Genomic DNA, 21,615 nt, shown 5'->3' with positions numbered 1-21,615 from the left:
TCCGGCGTCAGTCGGACGATGGCGTCCTGGTCTTTTCAGACACCATCTCAGGCGACGGGGGCGGCGCGTCCGAAGCGGCGACGACAGCCTCCTCGGCCGGGGTCTCCTCCGTCTCCTTCATCAGCTGGGCGGCCTGCTGCAGCTTGCGGAACTGCGCCACCGAGAAGGGTAGGCTCGCCAGATAGGCCAGCCCGAGGAAGGCCAGCGTCCACCAGGGCTGGCTGACCAGCGAGGCGGCGAGCAGCCCGACGCCGACCAGACCCGGCACCACATACTGGGTTGGCACCCGCATGCCCTTGAAGGAGAAGGTCGGCAGCGTGCTGACCATCAGCCCGCCCATCGCCAGCGTCCAGGGCACGACGACGGCCGGGTGGCCGGCGATGTCCGGGCCGGCCTCGAAGCCGATGACCATGGGAAGGATGGCCAGACCGGCGCCCGCCGGGGCGGGGACGCCGGTGAAGTAGTTGAAGGCCCAGGGCGGCAGGTCGACGTCCAGGCGCGAGTTGAAGCGGGCCAGCCGCAGCGCGGCGCAGACCGCGTAGGCCATGGCGGCGATCCAGCCCAGACTGCCGGCGCCGTTCAGCGCCCACAGATACATCATGAAGGCGGGAGCCACGCCGAAGCTGATGACGTCGGACAGGCTGTCCAGCTCCGCGCCGAACTTGCTCTGCCCGTTCAGCAGGCGGGCGATCCGCCCATCCAGCGCGTCGAAGATCGCCGCGATGACGATGCAGACGACCGCCTGCTCCCACCGCTCGTGCATGGCGAAGCGGATGGCCGTCAGGCCGGAGCACAGCGCCAGCACCGTCAGCACGTTGGGCAGAAGATGGTTGATCGACAACCCCTTCAGCCGCGGATGCGGGCGGCGCGCCCGGCGCTTGCGGAACACTGCCGGCTTGAAGACCGGTCGCTTCATCGGCGGACATCCCCCTGCCGTTGCGGTTCGGTGGCGGTCAGGTCGGCCAGCACGGTCTCGCCGCCGATCGCCGTCTGCCCGACGCAGACCAGCGGAACCACGCCGTCCGGCAGATAGACGTCGGTGCGGCTGCCGAATCGGATCAGGCCGAACCGCTCGCCCGCCTTGACCTCCTGGCCGGCCTTCACCCAGTAGAGGATGCGGCGGGCGACGAGGCCGGCGATCTGCACATAGGCAATCTCACGCCCGTCGGGAAGACGGTGGCGGAAGGCGGCGCGCTCGTTCTCCTCGCTGGCCTTGTCCAGCGCGGCGTTCACGAAGGTGCCCTTGTGATACTCCGCCGCGACCACCGTGCCGTCCGCCGGCACGCGGTTGACGTGCACGTTGAAGACGTTGAGGAAGATGCTGACGCGGGTCAGCGGCTTGTCGCCCATGCCCAGCTCCGGCGGCGGAACCGCGGGAACGATCATGGTCACGCGCCCGTCGGCGGGGCTGACCAGCAGGCCGGGGCGCGTCGGCGTCACGCGATCGGGATCACGGAAGAAATACACGCACCACAGGGTGAGCACGAGACCCAGCCAGCCCAGCGGCTTCGCCACGGCAAGCCCGAGAATCAGGGAGACCACGGCGAAGGCGGCAATGAAGGGCCAGCCGGCGCGGTGGATCGGAACGACTACGGTATTGAGGGCGGACATCGCCGGTTACTTCAGCCTCGGATCGTTGGAGCGGCGCATTCTAGACAGCATCCCCCGCCCTTTACAGAATTTTAGCAGGGAAGGTGGAGAGTGACGCCACCGACACCACAGGAATGAGCGAGCCCCCGTGTCCGTTCCCGCCGCCCGCCTTCAGGCCATGCCGTCGCTCGCGCAGGTCTCCCAGACCGCCCTGCCCTTCAGCCCCGACACCTTCGTGATGACTCCCGAGGGCGTGCTGGGCATTGCCCAGCCGCCGCGCCCGGCGCGGCTGCACTTCATGGCCGACGGGCTGCCCTTCAGCATCGCCGTCGGCTTCGACGGGGAAAAGTCGCGCTCGCAGGTATGGGCGGAGATCGGCCACATCCCCTACACCGCCCAGTCGCCGGAACGGCGGCGCCAGCTCCTGGCGATCCTGCGCGGCATCCAGGACCGCCGGGGAACCCGCTTCCTCGTCCAGGAGGGCCAGAAGATCCTGCTGTTCTCCGAAGCCGAGTTCGAGGGGCAGGCGACTCCGGAGGATCTGATCCACCAGACGGTGGTCGCGCTCCAGCAGGCGCGCCCCTTCCTACGCCTGCTCGCCCCTTACCTGTAAAGTCGGTTCGAAAAGCTCAGTTCGAGACCGGCAGCGCGAAGATCTGGCCGGGATAGATCAGGTCCGGGTCGCGGATCTGGCCGCGGTTGGCCTCGTAGATCAGCGTGTACTGCACGCCGTGCCCGTAGGTGGAGCGGGCGATCCGCCACAGGCTGTTGCCGGGCTGGACGACCATCGACCGGCCGTCCGGCAGGTTGGCCGGAACCTCCGACACCTGAACCGGCAGCTCGACGCGGGCGGTGACCTTGCCCGAGTCGGTGACCTGATCGGCGCGCAGCGTGTAGACGCCCGGCGCCACGGCGCGTTCCGGGCGCAGCCGCCATTGGCCGTTCGGGTCGGTGTGGGCGCTCCCGACCAGAAGATTGTCGAGATAGAGCTGCACGGCGCTTCCCGGCTGCGCCCGGCCGCCCATGGCGACCTGCCCCGAGGCGTCGTAATCCATGCTTTCCAGCGACACGCCCCCCGGCGGCGGCGGGGCCGCCACGCCGCGGGTCGCCGGGGCGGCCGGCCCCTTCGGCGCCTGCAGGATCGTGTTGCCGCCCCGCCCGTCGCCCAGCCCATCACGCGGCATGGCGACGGCCAGCGGACCCGTGGGCGCTTCCGAGGACGCTCCACCAGTGGCCGGCGGCGGGTCGGGCACCACGACCACCACCACGCGCTCCGACGGCGTCGGCTCGGCGGCGGGGGTCGCCTTCTCCGACAGGCTCAGTTCGCGGGCGCCGGGGGACAGGGGCTGGTCGGGAAGCAGAACCCATTCGCCGCGCGCGTCGGCGTTGACGGAACCGAGCGCGCGCTCCCCGTCATGGACGGTCACCGACGAGCCCGGCGTGGCGCGGCCGGCCATCACAGTGGCGCCGTCCGGCGCGACACGCACGATGTCGAAGCGCGGACCGGCGGGCTCCTCCGCGGCCTTCGCCGGGGCGGGGGCGGTTGCCGGCGGCTTGGCCGGGGACACGCTGCCCAGCGCGACGGTTGTTCCAGACCCGGCCGTTCCGGCGCGGGAGCCCGGCGCAGACGCCGGATCGAAGGCCAGATACGCGACAACGGCGGCCGCGGCGACCGTCGCCGCACCGCCGAACAGGAGAGCTTGCTTCACCGGAGCACCGCCGCATCATTGCCGGCGGACACGCCGGCTTGCGGCAGGATAACAGATTGCGGCGGTGGAACTGAACACCGCCGATGGAGCAGACGCATAGCCGCATCGGGACCCGCGCACCGCCTTCGCGCCGCCGGGCGGCGCGGCCCCATGCTCACGCCTCCCGGCTCACTTCTCCAGCTTGGCGACCGTCTCGGAATGGCGGCCGGAGGACAGGTCCGCTGCGGAAACGCTGGTTTCCGTGGCCTGAACCGTCGTGGCGCCGCCCGCGTTCGCCTTGCCCCCGCCGGTCAGAAAGCCGACCCCCCCGCCAAAGCCGAGGAACAGGAACGTGGCCACCGAGATGGCGGCCAGGGCGTTGACGACGCGCGAATCCATAATGATTCCTCCCGATGGGCTGAAGTCCGATGTCCGGGTAGACGCCGCCCCGGCTTTGCTATTCCCTTGCATTAGGTGACCCCGCCGGGCGCACCGGAACAGTCACCGGAACGTGTACCCAACCGGCGAGAAAGGGTGAGCGATGAGAGCCCCGAATTCCGTCTGCGTCTATTGCGGCTCATCCAGCCGCGTCGCCGCTGTCCACAAGGAGGCCGCCCATATGTTGGGCGACGGGCTCGCCCGGCGGGGCATCCAGCTCGTCTACGGCGGCGGGCGCGTCGGGCTGATGGGCATCGCGGCCGACGCGGCGCTGGCCGCCGGGGGGCAGGTCATCGGCATCATCCCGGAACACATCCAATCCGCCGAGATCGAGCACACCGGACTGACCGAACTGCACATCGTCGACAGCATGCACACCCGCAAGCGCATGATGGTCGACCGCGCCGACGCCTTCGTGGTGCTGCCGGGCGGCCTCGGCACGCTCGACGAGGCGTTCGAGATCCTGACCTGGAAGCAGCTGGGCCTGCACGACAAGCCGGTGGTGATCGCGGATGTGGACGGCTACTGGCGCCCCTTGCTCGGCCTGATCGACCATACGGTGGCGCAGGGTTTCACCCAGCCGGCGCACCGCGCGCTGTACACCGTCGTCGATGACGTGGACGATGTGTTTGCCGCGCTGGCCTATGAACCGGAGCCAACGTTGAAGATTCCCACACAAAAGCTCTGAAAAGACCAAGTGGTAGGACCAGATCGCGCAAATTGCGCCGTTTTCAGCGCGATATCGTCTGTTTTGATGCCCCGCGGTCCTTTCTTTCGGCGGTGCCCCGGTGCTATATAACCGCCATCCGTTTCCGTCCGGGGAACCGGGGCCCGTCTTCGGATGGACGCCCCGGCCCGTGCCCTCGCACAGCGCGCCCGGCGTCCAAGCATAAGACAACCCCTACCCGTTCGGGGAGAACTCGCACCCATGACGAAGATCAAGGTAGCCAATCCGGTCGTCGAACTCGACGGCGACGAGATGACGCGCATCATCTGGCAGTTCATCAAGGACAAGCTGATCCTGCCGTACCTCGACGTCGACCTGAAATACTACGATCTCAGCGTCGAGAACCGCGACAAGACCGACGACCGCGTGACCGTCGAATCGGCCAATGCGATCAAGCAGTACGGCGTCGGCGTCAAGTGCGCGACCATCACCCCGGACGAGGCGCGGGTGACGGAGTTCAATCTCAAGAAGATGTGGAAGTCGCCGAACGGCACGATCCGCAACATCCTGGGCGGCACCGTCTTCCGCGAGCCGATCGTCTGCTCCAACGTTCCGCGCTACGTTCCGGGCTGGACCAAGCCGATCATCATCGGCCGTCACGCTTTCGGCGACCAGTACAAGGCCACCGACTTCGTCGTTCCCGGCAAGGGCAAGCTGACGATCAAGTGGGTGCCGGAAGGCGGCGGCGAGCCGATCGAGCACGAGGTGTACGATTTCCCCGCCTCCGGCGTCGCCATGGGCATGTACAACCTGGACGAGTCGATCGAGGGCTTCGCCCACTCCAGCTTCATGTACGGCCTGGAGCGCGGTTACCCGGTCTATCTGTCCACCAAGAACACGATCCTCAAGGCCTATGACGGGCGCTTCAAGGACATCTTCCAGAAGGTGTTCGACGAGCATTACGCCGCCCAGTTCAAGGCCAAGGGCCTCGTCTACGAGCACCGCCTGATCGACGACATGGTCGCCTCGGCCCTGAAGTGGGAAGGCGGCTTCGTGTGGGCCTGCAAGAACTACGACGGCGACGTGCAGTCGGACATCGTGGCGCAGGGCTTCGGCTCGCTGGGCCTGATGACCTCGGTGCTGATCACGCCGGACGGCAAGACCGTCGAGGCGGAGGCCGCCCACGGCACGGTGACCCGCCACTACCGCGAGCACCAGAAGGGCAAGGAAACCTCCACCAACCCGATCGCCTCGATCTACGCCTGGACGCAGGGTCTGGCCTACCGCGGCAAGTTCGACAACACGCCGGACGTGGTGAAGTTCGCCGAGACGCTGGAGCGCGTCTGCGTCGAGACCGTCGAGTCGGGCTTCATGACCAAGGATCTCGCGATCCTCATCGGTCCGGATCAGCCCTGGCTGACCACCAAGCAGTTCCTCGACAAGCTGGACGAGAACCTGCAGAAGAAGATGGCCGCCTGGGCGTAACGCGCATTCCGCGTCAGGTGCGACGACGCGTCCCGGTCAAACGGGACGCCGGGTCGATGTAAGGTTGCGGCGGGGAGTTTCGGCTCCCCGCTTTTTTCTTGCCCGCGCGGCGCGATGCCGGCGCGGACCTGACGAACCGGAATTCGAGACTTTTCCCATGGCCAAGGACATCTTCCGCATCGCCGTGATCGGCGCCGGCGAAACCGGAACGCCCCTGCTGACGCAGCTTCTGGACGCTCCCTTCGTCGAGATTCTCGGCGTTGCCGACCTGGACGCCGAGGCGCCCGGCATGCGGCTCGCCCGCGCGCGCGGCGTCGCCACCACGACCGATTTCATGGACCTCGCCCGGCTCGGCTCGGCGGTGGACGTGCTGATCGACGTGACCGGCGTGCCGAAGGTGCGCGAGGCGCTGCGCCAGCACATGCAGGACAGCGGCAACACCCACACGCTGATCGTCCACGAGATGGTGGTGCAACTGATGCTGTCGCTGCTGAGCGGCCGTCTGGTGCAGTTGAAGCACGAGGTCGAGGAGTACTGACCTTCACGCCTTCCCCCGCCCCCCTTTCCTGTGAGCCGCCGCGCCACCACATCCACCCGGCGACGATGGAACAGGGGGTTGGGGACAGGTCATGGACACGAAGGACCCGGCACGGGCGTCCGCGCTGCTCAAAAAGCTGCACGGGCGCATGACCGGCGACAAGCCGACGCTGGGGGAGGTGCTGGGCCATCTCGGCGACCGCGCGCCGGGTTTTCTGCTGTTGGCGCTGGCAATTCCGGCCGTGGTGCCGACGCCGGGGCTGCCGGCGGGCCTGATCTTCGGCACGGTGCTGGCGCTGGTGGCGATCCAGATGATCGTCGGCCGCGACCGGCTGGAGGTGCCGGGCTGGATCGGGCGCCGCCGTGTGGCGCGGACCACGCTTGAAAAGATCGTGGAGAAGGGAACACCGCTGGTCGAGCGGCTGGAAGCCCGGTTGCGCACGCGCTGGCCGTCGCTGACCCGTCAGAGCGCGCTGCGGCCGCTGGGTGTTTTCCTGCTGGCGATGGGTGTTCTGATCGCCCTGCCCATCCCGTTCGGCAACACCCTGCCCGGTCTGGCGGTGCTGGTGATCGCGCTGGGGCTGATCGTGAAGGACGGTCTGGCGGTCGCCGCCGGTCTGGGTCTGGGCGTGGCGGCGGCGGGTGTCTCGGCGATACTGATCGCCGGAAGCTGGTGGGCGATCACCGCGGCGCCGATCTGACCGGCACTCCTCTTACGGCTGCCGATCCGGTCACCGTGTCGGGCGGGCGCCCGCGTGAAGAGCGCCCGAAATCCGGAAATCCGGCGGAGAAATCCGTCGGAGTCTAGGCGGCGCCGACGTTGCGCTCACCGGTGTTGCGGTCCTCGTCGCGCTTCTTGCCGGAGGACGCCGGCTGGTAGGCCACCGCCGCGTGTTCGGCGCAATACGGCAGGCCGGGCAGCGAGGGCTTGCCGCAGAAATGGAAGTCCTGGTGCTTCGGGTCGCCGACCGGCCATTTGCACATGCGCTCGGTCAAGGCGAGGATCGTCGCACCGCGGGTCGGCTTCTTCTTGATCGGCGACGGGCGTCCCGACAAGCCGAGGCGGTGCGCCTTTCCGATCACCGCGTTGCGGGTGATGTCGCCCAGGATGTCCGCGATTTCACTCGCGCTCAGCCCCTGGGCCCAGAGGTCCTTAAGCTGCTGAACCCGCTCGTCCGTCCAACTCATCCCCTGTCTCCCGTGGTCCGGTAACCGGTGACTTGGTTAACCAATATACCTTCCGACCAGACGGCCGTTTTCCATAAGGCGCAATATTTTGTGCCCAACGCCGGCCAACCTACCAGATGGCCGGATAGAGGGATAGGGGGCTCGAACAACATTCCTGTGCATAAGTCTGTGGGTGTTATGAGTTCAACGCGCCGTACACCTCCTCGGCTATGGCCGAAAGGGTCACTCGGTCGAGGTCACCCGTTACCGCCCACGCCAAGCCGTTGTCCCGCCAGTAGAAAGCCTGGACGTTGCCGTCCTGGGCAAACCGGAAGGATGTGTCCGGCGCGTCGGAGGCCGGCCGGATGTACAGGGTGATGCGGCGACCGGCCGCATCCTGGTACATGAGCTGGGCCGCCGGCCCGCGCGCGTCGGACAGCAGCCGCCCGCCCACCAGATCGTAGCCCTTGTCGGCCAGCCGCGGTGCCTGCAGCGGCTTGCCCAGGCGCTTGGACAGCCAGCCCACGAGATGCGCCTCCTGGTCGGCGCCGACCTCGACGGGATGGCGGACCTCCACCGCGAAGACCCGGTGCGCGGCAACCGCGTCGGCGACGAAGGCCGCGCACCACACCACTCGTGCCGGAAGCCATCGGCGCGGGCGCACCGCCGGCCGGCCCGGCGCCCGGCCGTAGGGCGGCACCAGGGCCGCCGGCAACGGCCGGTCGATCAGCGGGCCGAAGGTTCCCTGGAGCATAGCCCGCTGGGCGCGGTAGCGGTCGAAACGGCGGGCCAGATCGGGGTCGCCCGCCAGATGGCGCTCGACCTCGCCGCGCCGTTCCTCCGGCAATTCGCCGTCCATCCAGGCGTGCAGTTCGGCCTCGGTCACCGGAGCGTTCGGTTCGGTGTCCATCACTTGATCCTCCTCACCGCCTGCTCCGTCCCGCCGTCCAGCAGGACGCGCAGCCGTTCCCGGGCGCGGGCCAGCCGCGACATGACGGTTCCCACCGGAACCCCCAGCACCTCCGCCGCCTCGCGGTAGGACAGCCCTTCCAGCCCGGTCAGCAGAAGCACGGCCCGGTGCTCCGCCGACAGCTGGTTGAAGGCGCGCACGAAATCCCGCACCTCCGCCCGGTCGGCGGGGGCGGCGCTGAGCGCCAGATCGTTCGCCAGATCCTCCACCGGCACCTCCGGCCCGCGGCGGCGGCGCCAGCGCAGGCCGGAGACGTGCAGGTTGTGCAGGATCGACAGCAGCCAGCCGCCAAGCCGGGTGACGTCCCGCAGCGTGTGCCGGTTGGCCAAGGCCTTCTCGATGCAATCCTGCACGAGGTCGTCGGCGTCGGACAGGTTGCCAGCCAGCGCGGCGGCGTAGCGGCGCAGCCGCGGCACCTGCGCGGCGATGGCCCGCTCGTCCACCGGGCCATTGGTCGGGGGTCCATTGGTCGGGGGTCCATTGGCCGGGGGGCCGTTCGCTGGAGAAGGGTCGGGAGGCGGCTTTGGCAGAGGCATGCGGCGGCGCTCCCCTTGGAAGGATGTCCTGCCCGTCTGGACGCCCAGCCGCGGCGGATTATTCCACCGCTTCGCGCGTCACGTGGCCGAGAAGCCGGACTTGCCGTCGAAGTTGCACAGGTTCTCGGTCTGGGTGAAGTCCAGCCCGGCGCGGGCCAGACCCGACAGCAGCTCGACGATGTCGGGGTGGCCGACCGCCACGCCCTCCGGCGCCAGGAAGCGGCAGCGCCAGTGGTCCGTGCAGAAGACGCCGATGTTGCCCTCCGGCCAAACCTTCTGCGAGCGGTTGGAAATGCTGGACAGCCGCAGCGCCGGGGTCGCCACCGGCAGGACCAGCCCGGCCAACTCGTCCGGGTTGCCGCCCGGCCAATGCAGGAACACGTCCACCCCGACCAGTTCCTTCACCGCCTTGCGGCGGGGCGACAGCCGCACCCCGGACTCATAGGCGGGCCGCGCGGTGACGGCGTAGCCGACGGTGGGCAGGGTCACCGGCATCTGGCCCAGCCGCTCCACCACCGCATCGGCGAAGGCGTGGGTGCCGACGCGCTGGCGGCTGACCCCGCGGTTGAAGATGTCGACGGTGTGGACGCCGTCCTCGATGGTCTTGAGCCAGGCGTTGTGGATGCGCGCCGCCACGTCGCCCTGCCCGATGTGGACCAGCATCATCACCGCGGCCATCAGCAGGCCCGACGGGTTGGCGATCCCCTGCCCCGCGATCATCGGCGCCGAGCCGTGGATCGCCTCGAACATGGCGCAGGCGTCGCCGATGTTGGCGGAGCCGGCCAGCCCGACCGAGCCGGTGATCTGGGCGGCGATGTCCGACACGATGTCGCCGTACAGGTTCAGCGTCACGATCACGTCGAACCGTTCCGGCTGGTCGGCCAGACGGGCGGCGCCGATGTCGACGATCAGGTGGTCGGCCTTGATCTCTGGATATTCGGCGGCGATCTCGTTGAAGATCTTCAGGAACAGCCCGTCCGTCATCTTCATGACGTTGTCCTTGACGAAGGCCGTCACCTTGCGCCGGTGGTTGGCACGGGCGTAGTCGAAGGCGTAGCGCACGATGCGCTCCGACCCCGGCCGGGAGATCAGCTTGACCGACTGGATCACGTCGTCGGTCTGGCGGTGCTCGATCCCGGCGTAGAGGTCCTCCTCGTTCTCGCGGATGATGACCACGTCCATGCGCGGGTGCCGCGTGCGGACGTAGGGATGGTGCGACACGCAGGGCCGCACGTTGGCGAACAGCCCCAGCGTGGTCCGCGCGGTAACGTTCAGCGACTTGTTGCCGTAGCCCTGGGGCGTGGTGATCGGCCCCTTCAGGAAGACCCGCGTGCGGCGGATCGACCCCCAGCCGGCGGCGTCCAGCCCGCCCAGATGGCCGCGGCGGTAGACCTGCTCGCCCGCTGGCACCTCCTCCACCTTCAGGCGGGCGCCGGCGGCCTCCATCACGTGAAGCACCGCGTCGGTGATTTCCGGACCGATGCCGTCGCCGCGGGCGACCGTGATGGGGGTGGTTTCGCGCATCCATTCACTCCTGGGGGAACCCTCGAAGGAACGACGCCGGAGGGACCGCGGCGACCCTAGACGAAATCAGGCCCGGAGTTCAATGGCCGGTGCTTTTTTCCACCTGCAAAGCCGGGACCATTGATGCGGCGACTTGACGCTGATCTGCAATGCTTGCGTTTTCCCCATGGCGGCAATGGCAAAACGGCGGGGGCGTCCGCCGGGTTGGGCTTCTATCTTCCCGCACCCTTCGACCTTGCGACACGCCACGATGCTGCAATCGCTCCCCCGCGCCCCATCCAACTCGCTTCTCGAACAGGGCCTGATCCGCGCCCTGAAGTCCTTCAACGGGCTGCTGCACGTCGTCCTGGCGATCGCCCTGGTCGCGGCGAGCGCCATGGTGGTCTGGGAATTCTTCATCGAAGCCTGGGCAGCCTTCCAGAAGGACCAGCTGGCACACGGATTCCTGCACGCGCTCGGCGTGCTGTTCATCGTCTGGACGCTTTCCGCGCTGATCTCCGCGGAGGTCGACTATGTGCGGACCAACCGCTTCCACCTGCGGGTCTTCCTGGAGGTGGCGATGATCACGCTGCTGCGGCAATTGATCGTGCGCCCGGTCCAGGCGGTGGCGGGCGACGTGCAGACGGGCGACTGGTCCAGCCTGTGGCAGTACGGCCTTCTGCTCGCCGGCCTGATCACCGTCGCCATCGCCCACCGCCTGATCGGCGACGAGGACACTTTGAAAGGCTGAGCGCACCCGGCGGCTCAGCCCTCGCGCCCCACGGTCTGCCCCACCACGGTCTGGATGACCTCGAAGCCCTCGAACTGCGGCGGGCCGAGATAGAGCGGCTTGCGGTCCCCCGCCCCGCGATGGGCGGCGCGGAACTCCTCCGAGCGGGTCCAGGCCTGGAAATGCGCCTCCGACTCCCAGATGGTGTGGGAGGAATAGAGGCGGTGGTCCTCGTAACGCGGGCCGCGCAGCATGTGGAACTCCACGAAGCCCGGAACCGTGTTCAGATGGACCTCGCGGTTCAGCCAGACCTCCTCGAAGTCCTGTTCCGCGTCCGGACGCACGCGGAAACGGTTCATGGCGATGTACATGGCGGAGCCTCCCAAAGTCGAACCTTCAAAGTGACGGCGGAGGCCCGCCCCGTCAACTCGACCGCGTCAACCGGATCGCATCAACCGGCCGCCGGCCATCAGATCTCGCCCTTGGCGAGCGCGCTGTGCAGGCGTCCGATGGTGTCGGCCAGGTTAACGCCCAAATCCTTCGCCACCTTGTCCCAAGGCATGTCGGTCCAAGCGCCCTGATCCGCGCACTTCTTGCAGGCGCTCCGGGTTCCCGACCCGATGTTCACTTCCTTTGGTGAGCGGACGGCCACGTATTCCTTGTATGCCTCTTCCGCAGGCTCCGCCTTCGACAGCTTGCCTTTCAGGATCTTGTCGTACAACTCGACATTTTCGAGCGACATCTCCTGCTTGGCGACCTTGTGCAGAAGCTTGAACCAGTATGGCGACTTGAAATAGCCTTCGATGGTCTTCGGCAGGCCGTCGAACCGCTCCAAATCCGTCACGACGCTGCGGGCGATCTTGTTCAACGACGCCACCATGTCGGCGCAGGCTTCGGCGTAGACCGCGTCGCCGTCCTGTTTGGCCGCCTTGCCCGCCGCGTCGAGCGTGGGGATGTAGCCGCCTGCCGCGGATTGGAAGGCACGGGCGTGCTTTTGCGCATCCTGCACGGTCGTGGCGGCGTCGTAGCTCTTCAGCGCGCCTTCCAGGCCGGTCGAGCTGATCTTGCTGAACAGCTTGCCAAAACGGCTCTTGGGATCGGGCTTCTTCTTGCCCGTCGTCTTCTCGAAGCGGTCCTTCGCCTTCTTCCAGGACGCCAGATAGGATTTCGCCACGGTACCCCTCCATTCGAACGCGAATGGCCGTGACGATAAAAACGGGATTTCGGTCCGGCAAACGCCGTTCGGTCCGTTCAGGATGAGAATGGACGGGGGTGCGCTTCCTCGCACACCCCCGAACCATCCTTACGCGGCGCGGATGCCGACCAGGAAGCGCTCCACCTCGCTCCGCAGGACCTCCGACTGGCGGGACAGCTCGCCGGCGGCGCCCAGCACCTGGGTGGCGGCGGAGCCGGTCTGGGTGGCGCCGTCGCTGACCTCGGTGATGTTGGTGGTCACCAGATGGGTGCCCTGCGCCGCCTGCTGCACGTTGCGGGCGATCTCGCCGGTCGCCGATCCCTGCTCCTCCACCGCCGAGGCGATGATCGTGGCGATCTCGCTGATCGTGCCGATGGTGTCGCCGATCCCGTTGATGGCCGCCGCCGCCCCGCCGGTGGCCTCCTGCATGGAGGCGATCTGGGAGGCGATCTCCTCGGTCGCCTTGGCCGTCTGGTTGGCGAGGTTCTTCACCTCCGACGCCACGACGGCGAAGCCCTTGCCGGCCTCCCCGGCGCGCGCCGCCTCGATCGTCGCGTTCAGCGCCAGCAGGTTGGTCTGGCTGGCGATGTCGGTGATCAGCTTCACCACGTCGCCGATCCGCTGCGCCTGAGCGACGAGGCCCTGGACGCGCTCGTTGGTCTGCTGCGCCTCGCCCACCGCGTGGCTGGCGATGGTGGTGGAGCGCGTCACCTGACCGCTGATCTCGTTGATGGACGCGCTCAACTCGTTGGTCGCCGCGGCGACGGTCTGCACGTTGACCGACGCCTGCTCGGCCGCCGCCGCGGTGCTGGCCGCCTGCCCCTTGGTCTGGTCGGCGGTCGTCAGCATGCTCTGCGCCGTGGCCTCCAGCTCCGTGGCGGCGGAGGCGACGGTGCGCAGGATGCCGGAAACGTTCCGGTCGAAGGACTGCACCAGCTCCTCGACGGCGTGGGTGCGCCGCTCCTTGGCCCGGCGCTCGGCCTCCTCGGCGACCCTCATGCGCTCGCGGTCCACGGCGTTGTCCTTGAAGACCGCCACGGCCTTGGCCATGCCGCCGATCTCGTCACCACGGCCGAGGCCCGGCACCGTCACCGAGGTGTCGCCGGTCGCCAGCCGCTCCATGACGTCGGTGATCCCGGCGATCGGGCGGGAGATGCCGACGCGCGCGACCAGGACGCTCAACGCCAGCGCGCCGAGGCCACCACCGATGCCGACGACCATCATGAGCGTCGTCATCAGGCTGTTCACGGCGCTCAGTTCATCGTTGGCCTGGGCGATCCCCTGCATGTTGCGTTCGGAGGCCTTCTCCATGAACTGGCCGAGCTTGCTGCGCAGCGCGCGGGCCTCGGGGGTGTCGCCGTGGTCGCGCGCCTTGTCCGGGCCGGCCTCCATCCCGAGGCGGGCGACCTCGTTGCGGTGCAGGACGAACGCGCGGGCCGTCTGCTGGACCTCGCCGAAGGCGACCTTGTTTTCCGGCGGCTGCAGAGTCTCCAGCTTGCCCATGAGCTTTTCCAGCTCGCCGGTGGCGCCGAGGATATTCTTGGCATAGGGCGTGGCGTCCGCCGTTCCGTCCGCGGCGTAGATGCCGCGGCTGTCCATGACGACCTTATAGATCAAAGCGTTGATCTGCTCGTTGATCAGCGCCCGCCGGGACCAGTTCTGAATTTGGTCGAACTTGTCGTCGTAGGTCTGCATTCCAATGGAGCCAACACCACCAATGATAGCGGCCACCACTCCCAGGATCGCGACAACGCTGTAGATTTTGCCGCTGATGCTGATGCGCGCAAGAAGACCCGCCATTTTCCCTGACCCTCATCGACTGCATGCTGTGAACGAGAAAATTCATGTTCATGAATGCAATCGTATGCATTCAAGGTAGAATGATTCGCAATATCCGTTTGCTGGGCAATGTTGCCCGGAAGCCGCAAAAATGACGATCAATGTTTAAAACAAACGAAAGCCTGACCGCATTTGTATCGTATAGAGATACCGATTAGAGGATTGTTCAGATACTTAACTCTGCGACTCGGGCCTCTTATTTCTTCAAATGCCCAGAAATTCGTTCAATTACTGAAACAGGCCATTATAAAGGCGCGCATCCGCAAAACACAATCTCAGCCAAAGATTGCAAACTGATCTTGAGCGGACTGTTGACGCGCCCTTCGGCGCTTTGCCCGACAGAGCTGTCACAGGCGTGACGCATCGCGCCGGCGGACGCGGCTTCACGCCGTCCGTTTCCACGAAACGCAATCGACCGTCGAAGGCGGTGGCTGGACCGCGCGTTACCGCACCAGCTCGCGCATCGCGGCGTCCAGGCCCTGCAAGGTCAGCGGGTACATGCGGCCGCCCAAAAGCCGCTGCAGCATGCGGGTACTCTCAGTGTAGCCCCAGCGAGATTCCGGCGTGGGGTTGAGCCAGACGGTACGGCTGTAGACGGACAGCATCCGCTGCAGCCAGACCTGCCCCGGCTCCTCGTTCCAATGCTCGACGCTGCCGCCGGCGTAGGCGATCTCGTAGGGGCTCATCGCCGCGTCGCCGACGAAGACCAGCTTGTAGTCGGCGGGATAGGTGTGCAGCACGTCCCAGGTCGAGGTGCGCTCGTCGTGGCGGCGCTTGTTGTCGCGCCACACGCTCTCATAGACGCAATTGTGGAAGTAGAAGTGCTCCAGATGCTTGAACTCGCCCCGCGCGGCGGAGAACAGCTCCTCGACCAGCCGGATGTGGTCGTCCATCGAACCGCCGATGTCGAGGAACAGCAGCACCTTCACCGTGTTGTGCCGCTCCGGCACCATCTTCAGGTCCAGCCAGCCGGCGTTGCTGGCGGTGGCGCGGATGGTTCCGGGCAGGTCCAGCTCGCTGGCCGCCCCGGTGCGGGCGAACTTGCGCAGGCGGCGCAGCGCCACCTTGATGTTGCGCGTGCCGATCTCGACCTGATCATCCAGATTTTTGAATTCCCGCTTGTCCCACACCTTCACGGCGCGGCGGTGCCGGGATTCCTTCTGGCCGATGCGCACGCCCTCCGGGTTGTAGCCGTAGGCGCCGAAGGGCGAGGTTCCGGCGGTGCCGATCCATTTGGAGCCGCCCTGGTGCCGCCCCTTCTGTTCGGCCAGCCGCTCCGCCAGCGTCTCCAAGAGTTTCTGCCAGCCGCCAAGGGCTTGTATCTGCGCCTTCTCCTCGTCGGTCAGGAAGCGTTCGGCGAGCTTGCGCAGCCATTCCTCCGGCAGGTCGACCACGGGAATCTCGTCGCCCCCGGCGCCCTCCGCCCCTTCCAGCCCCTTGAAGACCTGCCCGAACACGCGGTCGAAGCGGTCGAGATTGCGCTCGTCCTTCACCAGACAGGCCCGGCTGAGGTAATAGAAGTCTTCGACGCGGAAGTCGGCGACGCCGCGCTTCATGGCCTCCATGAGCGTCAGGTACTCGTTCAGCGAGACCGGCACGCCCGCCTTGCGCAGTTCGAAGAAGAATCCCGTGAACATGCCGCTTCCCCCCGTGGGGTTTCGTCCCCATCCGCCCTCATCGTAGCGCCGACCCGCCAGGAACGCCATGACAGCCCTTCTCGACTTCGCCCGCGCGCTGGAGTTCGCCGCGCACAAGCACATCGACCAGCGCCGCAAGGGCGTGCGCGCCGAGCCCTACCTCAACCACCTGTCGGAGGTGGCGTTCCTCTGCGCCGAGGCAACGGCGGGCAATGACCCGGTGGTGGTCATCGCCGCGCTGCTCCACGACACGCTGGAGGACACCGACGCCTCCTATGAGGAGATCGAGCAGCATTTCGGGGCGGAGGTCGCCGGTGTCGTGGCCGAGACCACCGACGACAAGCGCCTGCGCAAGGCGGAGCGCAAGCAGCGGCAGATCGACGCCGCCCCCACCGCCTCCTCCCGCGCCAAGCTGGTGAAGCTGGCCGACAAGGTGTCCAACCTGCGCTCCATGGCGCACAGCCCGCCCGCCGACTGGCCGCTGGAACGCAAGATCGAGTATTTCGAGTGGGCGCACGCGGTCATCGCCGGCCTGCGCGGCACCGACGCGCGGCTGGAATCGCTGTTCGACCGCGCCTATGAGGACGGTCTGGCCGAACTGCGCGGTGAGGCGGTCTAGACCCATTTCGCTGCCGCGGCGGCTGATTTAGCGCAGTGTGACTACATCACGGAAGGCTTATAAAGGAGGGGCTAGGTTGACCGCCGCGTCAAAGCAAGGTCGCACGCCATGTCCCTCACCTCCCCCGCCGCCCAAACCCCGGACTCCCATGATGCCGACCAGCCGCGCGAGCGCTGGTTCGTGCAACGCCCCAAGGTTTACGCCGCCGACGTCCATGGCCGCTTCCGCCGGCTGAAATGGCTGGCGCTGGCGGTTCTGCTCGGCGTCTACTACGTCACGCCCTGGCTGCGCTGGGATCGCGGGCCGGGCATTCCCGATCAGGCGGTGCTGGTCGATATGGTGGGCCGGCGCGCCTACTTCTTCTGGATCGAGATCTGGCCGCAGGAGGTCTATTATCTGACCGGCCTGCTCATCATCGGCGCCTTCGGCATCTTCTTCGCCACCACCCTGCTCGGCCGCATCTGGTGCGGCTACGCCTGCCCACAGACGGTCTGGACCGACCTGTTCATGTGGGTGGAGCGCAAGTTGGAAGGCCCACGCACCGAGCGCATCCGGCTCGACAAGGCGCCGCTGTCGGCGCGCAAGCTGGGACTGAAGGCGTCGAAACACGCCATCTGGCTGGTGATTTTCCTGGTCACCGGCGGCGCCTGGATCTTCTACTTCAACGACGCCCCGACCCTGCTGCGCGAGATCGTGACCGGCGAGGTATCGTGGAAAGTGCTGGCCTTCGCAGGGCTGTTCACCGCCACCACCTATTTCTTCGCCGGCTGGGCGCGCGAGCAGATCTGCATCTACGTCTGCCCGTGGCGCAGCTTCCAGGCGGCGATGGTCGATGAGGACACCTACGTCGTCACCTACCAGGATTGGCGCGGCGAAGGGCGCGCGCCGCTGCGCAAGTCGCAGAGCTGGGAGGAGCGGACGGCGGAGGGGCTGGGCGACTGCATCGATTGCAAGCTGTGCGTCCATGTCTGCCCGACCGGCACCGACATCCGCAAGGGCCAGCAGATCTCCTGCATCGGCTGCGGCCTGTGCGTGGACGCCTGCAACGACGTGATGGCCCAGGTCGGGCGCCCCGGCGACCTGATCCTGTTCGACAACCGCTCCAATCAGGTCGCCAAGGCCGACGGTCAGGCCGCGCCAGTGCGGCTGCTGCGCCCGCGCACGGTGATCTACGCGCTCATCATCCTGGTGGTCGCCGGCGCCATGGCGATCTCGCTGGCGCTGCGCCCGACGCTGGACGTCAGCGTGCTGCGCGACCGCGCCCCGCTCTACGTGCAGCAGTCGAACGGCGACGTGCAGAACGCCTACACCATCAAGATTCTGAACAAGACCCACGAAGCACGGACCTACCGCCTGTCGGTGGAGGGTTTGGCGAACGCCGACCTGTCGGTCGCCAGCGTGGACGCCCAGTCGGGGAACTCGCTGACGCTCGCCGCGGAAGCGGATTCGGTGGCGACCTACCGCATCTTCGTCCGCGTGCCGCGGGGCGCCGCAACGCCGGGATCCACCGACGTGACGGTGGTGGCCCGTGACCTGACCAGCGGCGAGATCGGCCGGCACCGCAGCGTGTTCATGGCGCCCTAGAAACCCCTCTCTCGTCCCGGGAGAGGGTGGCCCGAAGGGCCGGGTGAGGGTCGTACGAGGATCGAGGCAGTTATTCTCGGCAGTACCCTCACCCTTCCCGCGCCTTGCGCGGGCCCCTTCCCTCTCCCGGGACGGGAGAGGGACAGTCCGCATCCGCTCAATGCATCGTGTGCCCGCCGGTCGCGACGGCGCCGGTGAGCAGCGTCGGGTCCAGCATCCCGAAGATCATGGCGATGTGGGCGACGATCAGGAACAGCCCGACCAGGGCCGCGTGGATCGCCATGCGGCCATGCTCGCTGCGGCCCCGGCCGATCAGCCCAAGGTCCAGGAGCGCGATGCCGCCGAGCGGGACGATGCCGGCGAGGTAGAAGCCCACCGCCAGCACGTCCGCCGGCCCGCGCCAGCCGCCGGATACGGTCAGCGGAACGACCGCGTTCTGCATCAGATGGACGAAGACGCCCGTGAAATAGACGCCGACGGTGATGCCGGCCCAGCGGTTCAGCCACCGCACCGGGCCGTCATAGTCGCGGGTGTAGAGCAGGTACAGTTCGCTGATTGCCACCGTCTCGGCCAGGATGACGGGGACCGCCATGAAGATCAGCAGGTTCCAGGGCTGGTTGACGGCCAGCAGTTCCATGTAGTGGGTCATGGTCATGGGGTGACTCGCGCGTGTTCGGCGGGCGCGCCGGTGCCGCGATAGGCGTAAGACCGGGGACGTCCGCAGGTCGGGGAAAAGGCGACGGAACGGCGGGAGTCAGGCGCGCGGCGGTGGCAGCGGCGGCGCGTGGGCGGTGGCGGCGGGCTCGGCGTCTGCGCCGGGAAGCAGGGTCGCGAGGCGGTGGCCGAAGGGCACACCGATCCGGGTCGGCAGACCGGTCAGGTCGCAGGCTCCGCTCAGGCAGAGGCACCCGGCGGCGCCGTGTGCATGGGTCTTTCCCGGGGCCGGGCTGTCCGTCGGGTGGTGGATGTCGCAGTCCGCGGCGTCCTGCACCGCGGTGGACTCGCAGTGCGGCGCCGGGAGGTCCGCCATGCGCATGGGCGCGGCACCGCCGAGAAGCCCGACGGCCAGAACCACAAGCGCGAGGAGGGACACCAGACGAGCCACGGGGACAACCGGCCTTTTGCCTGCAAGGCCACCGTCTTCCGGACGGTGCGCCCGCAGGATGATCCTGGGCCTGTCCCGGCCCCGCGGTCTTTGATGTCGATCAAGCGGCGGCGAGCGTCCGCACCAGCGTGTCGGAATCCACGTTGCGGCCGGACAGCACGGCCACGGTCCGCCCCCCCGCCGGCACCTTCCCGGCTAACAGCGCCGCCACCGCCGCGGCACCGGCGCCTTCCGCCACCATGCCGAAGGAGCCGTGCAGGGTCCGCATCGCCGCCGCGACCTCCGCCTCCTCCACCTCGACCAGGGCGTCCACGAAGCCGGCCAGCAGGGCCTGCGGCAGCTTACCCAGCGCGTCCACCGCGATCCCGTCGGCCAAGGTCGGTCCCCGCCGGCTCGCCAGCCGCACCCCGACCACGGTGACAGAGGGTTTGCGCGCCTTCACCGCCGCCGCCATCCCGGCCAGCAGGCCGCCGCCGCCCACCGGCACCACCAGCGTCCCAACGTCAGGGCGGTCGGCCAGCACCTCCAGCCCCACCGTGCCCTGCCCGGCGATCACGTCCGGGTCGTCGTAGGGATGAACGAAGGTCAGCCGCCGTTCCGCCGCCAGTTGCAGCGCGCGGGACTTCGCCTCCCCCACATTGGCCCCGGACAGCACGACCTCGGCACCCAGCGCCTCGGTCCGCTCCACCTTGCAGCGCGGCGCGGTGACCGGCATGACGATGGTCGCCGCCACGCCCAGCCGCTGGGCGTGCAGCGCCAGTCCGGCGGCGTGGTTGCCCGCCGACATGGCGACGACGCCCGCCGCGCGCTCCAGCGCCGTCAGGCGCAAGAGGCGGTTCAGGGCGCCGCGCTCCTTGAAGGCGCCGGTCGCCTGAAAGGTCTCCGCCTTCAGCCAGACGTCACGCCCCAGCACCGGAGCGGGCAGCAGCGGCGTGCGGACGATCCGCCCATGCAGACGCTCGGCGGCGTCCTCGATGGCGGAGAGGGGGAGCCAGGACGGCAAACGGTCTTCGATGTTCCGGTGGCTGGTAGGGGCAGGCAGACGGGTGGCGTGCGCGGACGGCATCGCAGGGGTCCTCGGGCGGAGGGAACGAACGGGGGGCGGAAAAGGAAGGCGCGAAACCCGGCCAGCGTCAGCGGACCGGGACGATAATTCGCGCAGAGCCCCGCATTCGCTCCGCCGGATGGCGCAACGCACGCGTGAAGCAACGGGTCAGGGAATGGTGATGAACCGGATTGCGGGTTCCGGAAGACCCAGGGCGCACGGACACGCCACACTCCACACCAGATTGCGAAAACGAACGCTCGCGGTCCGGCGCCCTCTGTCAGAGCGCCGGGGCGGTAATTCGCATTCGGTTCAGGTGCGGGGTCGATTGCATGGGTTCAGGCTGCCCCAGAAGGGCGGCCGCGGTCAAGCGCTTCCTAGCGCCCTTCCCGCTTGGCGAGAAAAGCCAGCCGTTCCAGCAGATAAACGTCCTGTTCGTTCTTCAGAAGCGCGCCGCACAGCGGCGGGATCAGGCTGCGGGCGTCCTTGGCGCGCAGGGTCTCGGGGTCCACGTCCTCGACCATCAGCAGCTTGATCCAGTCGAGAAGCTCCGAGGTGGAGGGCTTCTTCTTGAGGCCGGGCACTTCGCGCAGGCTGTAGAACAGCGACATCGCCTCGCGCAGCAGGTCCTGCTTCAGGCCGGGATAATGGACGTCCACGATCCGCTCCATGGTGTCGCGGTCGGGGAAGCGGATGTAATGGAAGAAGCAGCGGCGCAGGAAGGCGTCCGGCAGCTCCTTCTCGTTGTTGGAGGTGATGATGACGAGGGGGCGCCGGGCCGCCTTGACCGTCTGCCGCGTCTCGTAGACGTGGAACTCCATGCGGTCGAGTTCGAGCAGCAGGTCGTTGGGAAACTCGATGTCGGCCTTGTCGATCTCGTCGATCAGCAGCACGGGGGGCTCCGGCGCCTCGAACGCCTCCCACAGCTTGCCGCGCACGATGTAGTTGCCGATGTCGTGCACCCGCTCCTCGCCGAGCTGGCTGTCGCGCAGGCGGCTGACCGCGTCGTACTCGTAGAGGCCCTGCTGCGCCTTGGTGGTGGACTTGATGTGCCAGGCGAGCAGCGGCTTGTTCAGGGCGCGGGCGACCTCCTGGGCCAGCACGGTCTTGCCGGTGCCCGGCTCCCCCTTCACCAGCAGCGGGCGCTCAAGCGTGATGGCCGCGTTGACGGCCACCATCAGGTCGTCGGTGGCGACGTAGGAGTCGGTGCCGGTGAAGCGCATGCCAGTCGGTTCCGCGGTATCGTTCGTTGACCCGCGCATCCTTCCAGCACGGCGGGC

At 67.8% G+C, this 21,615-nt stretch carries 24 protein-coding genes; 8 read left to right on the top strand and 16 right to left on the bottom strand.

Annotated features, from left to right (window positions below; all coding sequences use genetic code 11):
• Nucleotides 1–7 precede the first annotated feature (7 nt).
• A complete protein-coding gene (gene pssA, locus ABAZ39_RS04070; protein ID WP_051657789.1) occupies nucleotides 8–916 on the bottom strand; it encodes a CDP-diacylglycerol--serine O-phosphatidyltransferase in 909 nt (302 codons plus the stop codon).
• A complete protein-coding gene (locus ABAZ39_RS04065; RefSeq protein WP_014240934.1) occupies nucleotides 913–1,611 on the bottom strand; it encodes a phosphatidylserine decarboxylase in 699 nt (232 codons plus the stop codon). Before ABAZ39_RS04065 ends, pssA begins: the two co-directional genes overlap by 4 nt.
• A gap of 127 nt (nucleotides 1,612–1,738) precedes the next feature.
• On the opposite strand from ABAZ39_RS04065, the gene ABAZ39_RS04060 reads away from it, so the two are divergent.
• Nucleotides 1,739–2,203, top strand: coding sequence for a hypothetical protein (locus ABAZ39_RS04060; protein WP_014240935.1), 465 nt, complete (start codon nucleotides 1,739–1,741; stop codon nucleotides 2,201–2,203).
• A 16-nt stretch (nucleotides 2,204–2,219) separates the two neighbouring features.
• On the opposite strand, the gene ABAZ39_RS04055 is transcribed toward ABAZ39_RS04060, so the two are convergent.
• The gene (locus ABAZ39_RS04055) at nucleotides 2,220–3,299 is read right to left on the bottom strand and encodes a LysM peptidoglycan-binding domain-containing protein (RefSeq protein ID WP_038526949.1); all 1,080 of its coding nucleotides are present in this window, start codon (nucleotides 3,297–3,299) and stop codon (nucleotides 2,220–2,222) included.
• Nucleotides 3,300–3,467: 168 nt separating this feature from the next.
• Nucleotides 3,468–3,677 (bottom strand): hypothetical protein, encoded by a 210-nt coding sequence (locus tag ABAZ39_RS04050; protein WP_038526946.1) that lies wholly within the window; start codon nucleotides 3,675–3,677, stop codon nucleotides 3,468–3,470.
• Between the two features lie 142 nt (nucleotides 3,678–3,819).
• Between ABAZ39_RS04050 and ABAZ39_RS04045 the strand changes: the two genes are divergently transcribed.
• From ABAZ39_RS04045 to ABAZ39_RS04030, 4 genes are all read left to right on the top strand, one after another.
• Nucleotides 3,820–4,404, top strand: coding sequence for an LOG family protein (locus ABAZ39_RS04045; RefSeq protein ID WP_038526943.1), 585 nt, complete (start codon nucleotides 3,820–3,822; stop codon nucleotides 4,402–4,404).
• A 240-nt stretch (nucleotides 4,405–4,644) separates the two neighbouring features.
• Complete coding sequence (locus ABAZ39_RS04040) at nucleotides 4,645–5,868, top strand: NADP-dependent isocitrate dehydrogenase (RefSeq protein ID WP_038526940.1); 1,224 nt, start codon at nucleotides 4,645–4,647, stop codon at nucleotides 5,866–5,868.
• Between the two features lie 157 nt (nucleotides 5,869–6,025).
• Nucleotides 6,026–6,406, top strand: coding sequence for an oxidoreductase (locus ABAZ39_RS04035; protein WP_038526937.1), 381 nt, complete (start codon nucleotides 6,026–6,028; stop codon nucleotides 6,404–6,406).
• Between the two features lie 91 nt (nucleotides 6,407–6,497).
• Nucleotides 6,498–7,106 carry an exopolysaccharide biosynthesis protein gene (locus ABAZ39_RS04030; protein ID WP_051657788.1) on the top strand — a complete coding sequence of 203 codons (609 nt, stop codon included), beginning with the start codon at nucleotides 6,498–6,500 and terminating at the stop codon, nucleotides 7,104–7,106.
• Between the two features lie 103 nt (nucleotides 7,107–7,209).
• On the opposite strand, the gene ABAZ39_RS04025 is transcribed toward ABAZ39_RS04030, so the two are convergent.
• The 4 genes from ABAZ39_RS04025 to ABAZ39_RS04010 form a co-directional block, all read right to left on the bottom strand.
• Complete coding sequence (locus ABAZ39_RS04025) at nucleotides 7,210–7,593, bottom strand: GcrA family cell cycle regulator (RefSeq protein WP_014240942.1); 384 nt, start codon at nucleotides 7,591–7,593, stop codon at nucleotides 7,210–7,212.
• Between the two features lie 175 nt (nucleotides 7,594–7,768).
• The gene (locus ABAZ39_RS04020) at nucleotides 7,769–8,482 is read right to left on the bottom strand and encodes an anti-sigma factor family protein (RefSeq protein WP_038526935.1); all 714 of its coding nucleotides are present in this window, start codon (nucleotides 8,480–8,482) and stop codon (nucleotides 7,769–7,771) included.
• Complete coding sequence (locus ABAZ39_RS04015; protein WP_038526932.1) at nucleotides 8,482–8,985, bottom strand: RNA polymerase sigma factor; 504 nt, start codon at nucleotides 8,983–8,985, stop codon at nucleotides 8,482–8,484. Before ABAZ39_RS04015 ends, ABAZ39_RS04020 begins: the two co-directional genes overlap by 1 nt.
• Nucleotides 8,986–9,156: 171 nt before the next feature.
• On the bottom strand, nucleotides 9,157–10,602 hold the full coding sequence (locus ABAZ39_RS04010; protein ID WP_014240945.1) for an NADP-dependent isocitrate dehydrogenase: 1,446 nt from the start codon (nucleotides 10,600–10,602) through the stop codon (nucleotides 9,157–9,159).
• Nucleotides 10,603–10,852: 250 nt separating this feature from the next.
• On the opposite strand from ABAZ39_RS04010, the gene ABAZ39_RS04005 reads away from it, so the two are divergent.
• Nucleotides 10,853–11,332 (top strand): phosphate-starvation-inducible PsiE family protein, encoded by a 480-nt coding sequence (locus tag ABAZ39_RS04005; protein WP_051657787.1) that lies wholly within the window; start codon nucleotides 10,853–10,855, stop codon nucleotides 11,330–11,332.
• A gap of 14 nt (nucleotides 11,333–11,346) precedes the next feature.
• On the opposite strand, the gene hmuQ is transcribed toward ABAZ39_RS04005, so the two are convergent.
• From hmuQ to ABAZ39_RS03985, 4 genes are all read right to left on the bottom strand, one after another.
• Complete coding sequence (hmuQ, locus tag ABAZ39_RS04000; RefSeq protein WP_038526930.1) at nucleotides 11,347–11,682, bottom strand: heme-degrading protein HmuQ; 336 nt, start codon at nucleotides 11,680–11,682, stop codon at nucleotides 11,347–11,349.
• Between the two features lie 98 nt (nucleotides 11,683–11,780).
• On the bottom strand, nucleotides 11,781–12,599 hold the full coding sequence (locus ABAZ39_RS03995; RefSeq protein ID WP_144243457.1) for a regulator of G-protein signaling domain-containing protein: 819 nt from the start codon (nucleotides 12,597–12,599) through the stop codon (nucleotides 11,781–11,783).
• Nucleotides 12,600–12,614: 15 nt separating this feature from the next.
• A complete protein-coding gene (locus tag ABAZ39_RS03990) occupies nucleotides 12,615–14,306 on the bottom strand; it encodes a methyl-accepting chemotaxis protein (protein WP_038526924.1) in 1,692 nt (563 codons plus the stop codon).
• 482 nt (nucleotides 14,307–14,788) lie between these two features.
• A complete protein-coding gene (locus tag ABAZ39_RS03985; protein ID WP_038526921.1) occupies nucleotides 14,789–15,982 on the bottom strand; it encodes a vWA domain-containing protein in 1,194 nt (397 codons plus the stop codon).
• Nucleotides 15,983–16,049: 67 nt separating this feature from the next.
• Here ABAZ39_RS03985 and ABAZ39_RS03980 point away from each other — a divergent pair, with 67 nt between their 5' ends.
• Nucleotides 16,050–16,601, top strand: a complete 552-nt coding sequence (locus ABAZ39_RS03980; RefSeq protein ID WP_038526918.1) for an HD domain-containing protein — start codon at nucleotides 16,050–16,052, stop codon at nucleotides 16,599–16,601.
• Between the two features lie 108 nt (nucleotides 16,602–16,709).
• Complete coding sequence (gene ccoG, locus ABAZ39_RS03975; RefSeq protein WP_038526916.1) at nucleotides 16,710–18,185, top strand: cytochrome c oxidase accessory protein CcoG; 1,476 nt, start codon at nucleotides 16,710–16,712, stop codon at nucleotides 18,183–18,185.
• A gap of 157 nt (nucleotides 18,186–18,342) precedes the next feature.
• Here the strand turns inward: ccoG and ABAZ39_RS03970 are convergent, their stop codons facing one another.
• The 4 genes from ABAZ39_RS03970 to ABAZ39_RS03955 all read right to left on the bottom strand — a co-directional run bounded on the left by ABAZ39_RS03970 (nucleotide 18,343) and on the right by ABAZ39_RS03955 (nucleotide 21,558).
• Nucleotides 18,343–18,840 (bottom strand): DUF6803 family protein, encoded by a 498-nt coding sequence (locus tag ABAZ39_RS03970; RefSeq protein WP_038526913.1) that lies wholly within the window; start codon nucleotides 18,838–18,840, stop codon nucleotides 18,343–18,345.
• A 99-nt stretch (nucleotides 18,841–18,939) separates the two neighbouring features.
• A complete protein-coding gene (locus ABAZ39_RS03965; RefSeq protein WP_038526910.1) occupies nucleotides 18,940–19,290 on the bottom strand; it encodes a hypothetical protein in 351 nt (116 codons plus the stop codon).
• Between the two features lie 100 nt (nucleotides 19,291–19,390).
• Nucleotides 19,391–20,356 carry a pyridoxal-phosphate dependent enzyme gene (locus ABAZ39_RS03960; RefSeq protein ID WP_038526907.1) on the bottom strand — a complete coding sequence of 322 codons (966 nt, stop codon included), beginning with the start codon at nucleotides 20,354–20,356 and terminating at the stop codon, nucleotides 19,391–19,393.
• 356 nt (nucleotides 20,357–20,712) lie between these two features.
• Nucleotides 20,713–21,558, bottom strand: coding sequence for an AAA family ATPase (locus tag ABAZ39_RS03955; protein ID WP_038526905.1), 846 nt, complete (start codon nucleotides 21,556–21,558; stop codon nucleotides 20,713–20,715).
• Nucleotides 21,559–21,615: the final 57 nt, after the last annotated feature.

The sequence above is a fragment of the Azospirillum argentinense genome, from assembly GCF_000632475.1.
GTDB lineage: Bacteria > Pseudomonadota > Alphaproteobacteria > Azospirillales > Azospirillaceae > Azospirillum > Azospirillum baldaniorum.
This window is presented reverse-complemented; position numbering and strand designations above follow the sequence as displayed.

Bases quoted from the DNA above. Each gene is read 5' to 3' on its own strand.
- ABAZ39_RS04040 (WP_038526940.1), top strand. From the start codon at position 4,645: ATGACGAAGATCAAGGTAGCCAATCCGGTCGTCGAACTCGACGGCGAC.
- ABAZ39_RS04010 (WP_014240945.1), bottom strand. From the start codon at position 10,602: ATGCGCGAAACCACCCCCATCACGGTCGCCCGCGGCGACGGCATCGGT.
- ABAZ39_RS03970 (WP_038526913.1), bottom strand. From the start codon at position 18,840: ATGACCATGACCCACTACATGGAACTGCTGGCCGTCAACCAGCCCTGG.
- ABAZ39_RS03990 (WP_038526924.1), bottom strand. From the start codon at position 14,306: ATGGCGGGTCTTCTTGCGCGCATCAGCATCAGCGGCAAAATCTACAGC.
- ABAZ39_RS04030 (WP_051657788.1), top strand. From the start codon at position 6,498: ATGGACACGAAGGACCCGGCACGGGCGTCCGCGCTGCTCAAAAAGCTG.
- ABAZ39_RS03985 (WP_038526921.1), bottom strand. From the start codon at position 15,982: ATGTTCACGGGATTCTTCTTCGAACTGCGCAAGGCGGGCGTGCCGGTC.
- ABAZ39_RS03980 (WP_038526918.1), top strand. From the start codon at position 16,050: ATGACAGCCCTTCTCGACTTCGCCCGCGCGCTGGAGTTCGCCGCGCAC.
- ABAZ39_RS04035 (WP_038526937.1), top strand. From the start codon at position 6,026: ATGGCCAAGGACATCTTCCGCATCGCCGTGATCGGCGCCGGCGAAACC.
- ABAZ39_RS04050 (WP_038526946.1), bottom strand. From the start codon at position 3,677: ATGGATTCGCGCGTCGTCAACGCCCTGGCCGCCATCTCGGTGGCCACG.
- ABAZ39_RS04045 (WP_038526943.1), top strand. From the start codon at position 3,820: ATGAGAGCCCCGAATTCCGTCTGCGTCTATTGCGGCTCATCCAGCCGC.
- ABAZ39_RS04005 (WP_051657787.1), top strand. From the start codon at position 10,853: ATGCTGCAATCGCTCCCCCGCGCCCCATCCAACTCGCTTCTCGAACAG.
- ABAZ39_RS04025 (WP_014240942.1), bottom strand. From the start codon at position 7,593: ATGAGTTGGACGGACGAGCGGGTTCAGCAGCTTAAGGACCTCTGGGCC.
- ABAZ39_RS04065 (WP_014240934.1), bottom strand. From the start codon at position 1,611: ATGTCCGCCCTCAATACCGTAGTCGTTCCGATCCACCGCGCCGGCTGG.
- pssA (WP_051657789.1), bottom strand. From the start codon at position 916: ATGAAGCGACCGGTCTTCAAGCCGGCAGTGTTCCGCAAGCGCCGGGCG.
- ccoG (WP_038526916.1), top strand. From the start codon at position 16,710: ATGTCCCTCACCTCCCCCGCCGCCCAAACCCCGGACTCCCATGATGCC.
- hmuQ (WP_038526930.1), bottom strand. From the start codon at position 11,682: ATGTACATCGCCATGAACCGTTTCCGCGTGCGTCCGGACGCGGAACAG.
- ABAZ39_RS03955 (WP_038526905.1), bottom strand. From the start codon at position 21,558: ATGCGCTTCACCGGCACCGACTCCTACGTCGCCACCGACGACCTGATG.
- ABAZ39_RS04020 (WP_038526935.1), bottom strand. From the start codon at position 8,482: ATGGACACCGAACCGAACGCTCCGGTGACCGAGGCCGAACTGCACGCC.
- ABAZ39_RS03960 (WP_038526907.1), bottom strand. From the start codon at position 20,356: ATGCCGTCCGCGCACGCCACCCGTCTGCCTGCCCCTACCAGCCACCGG.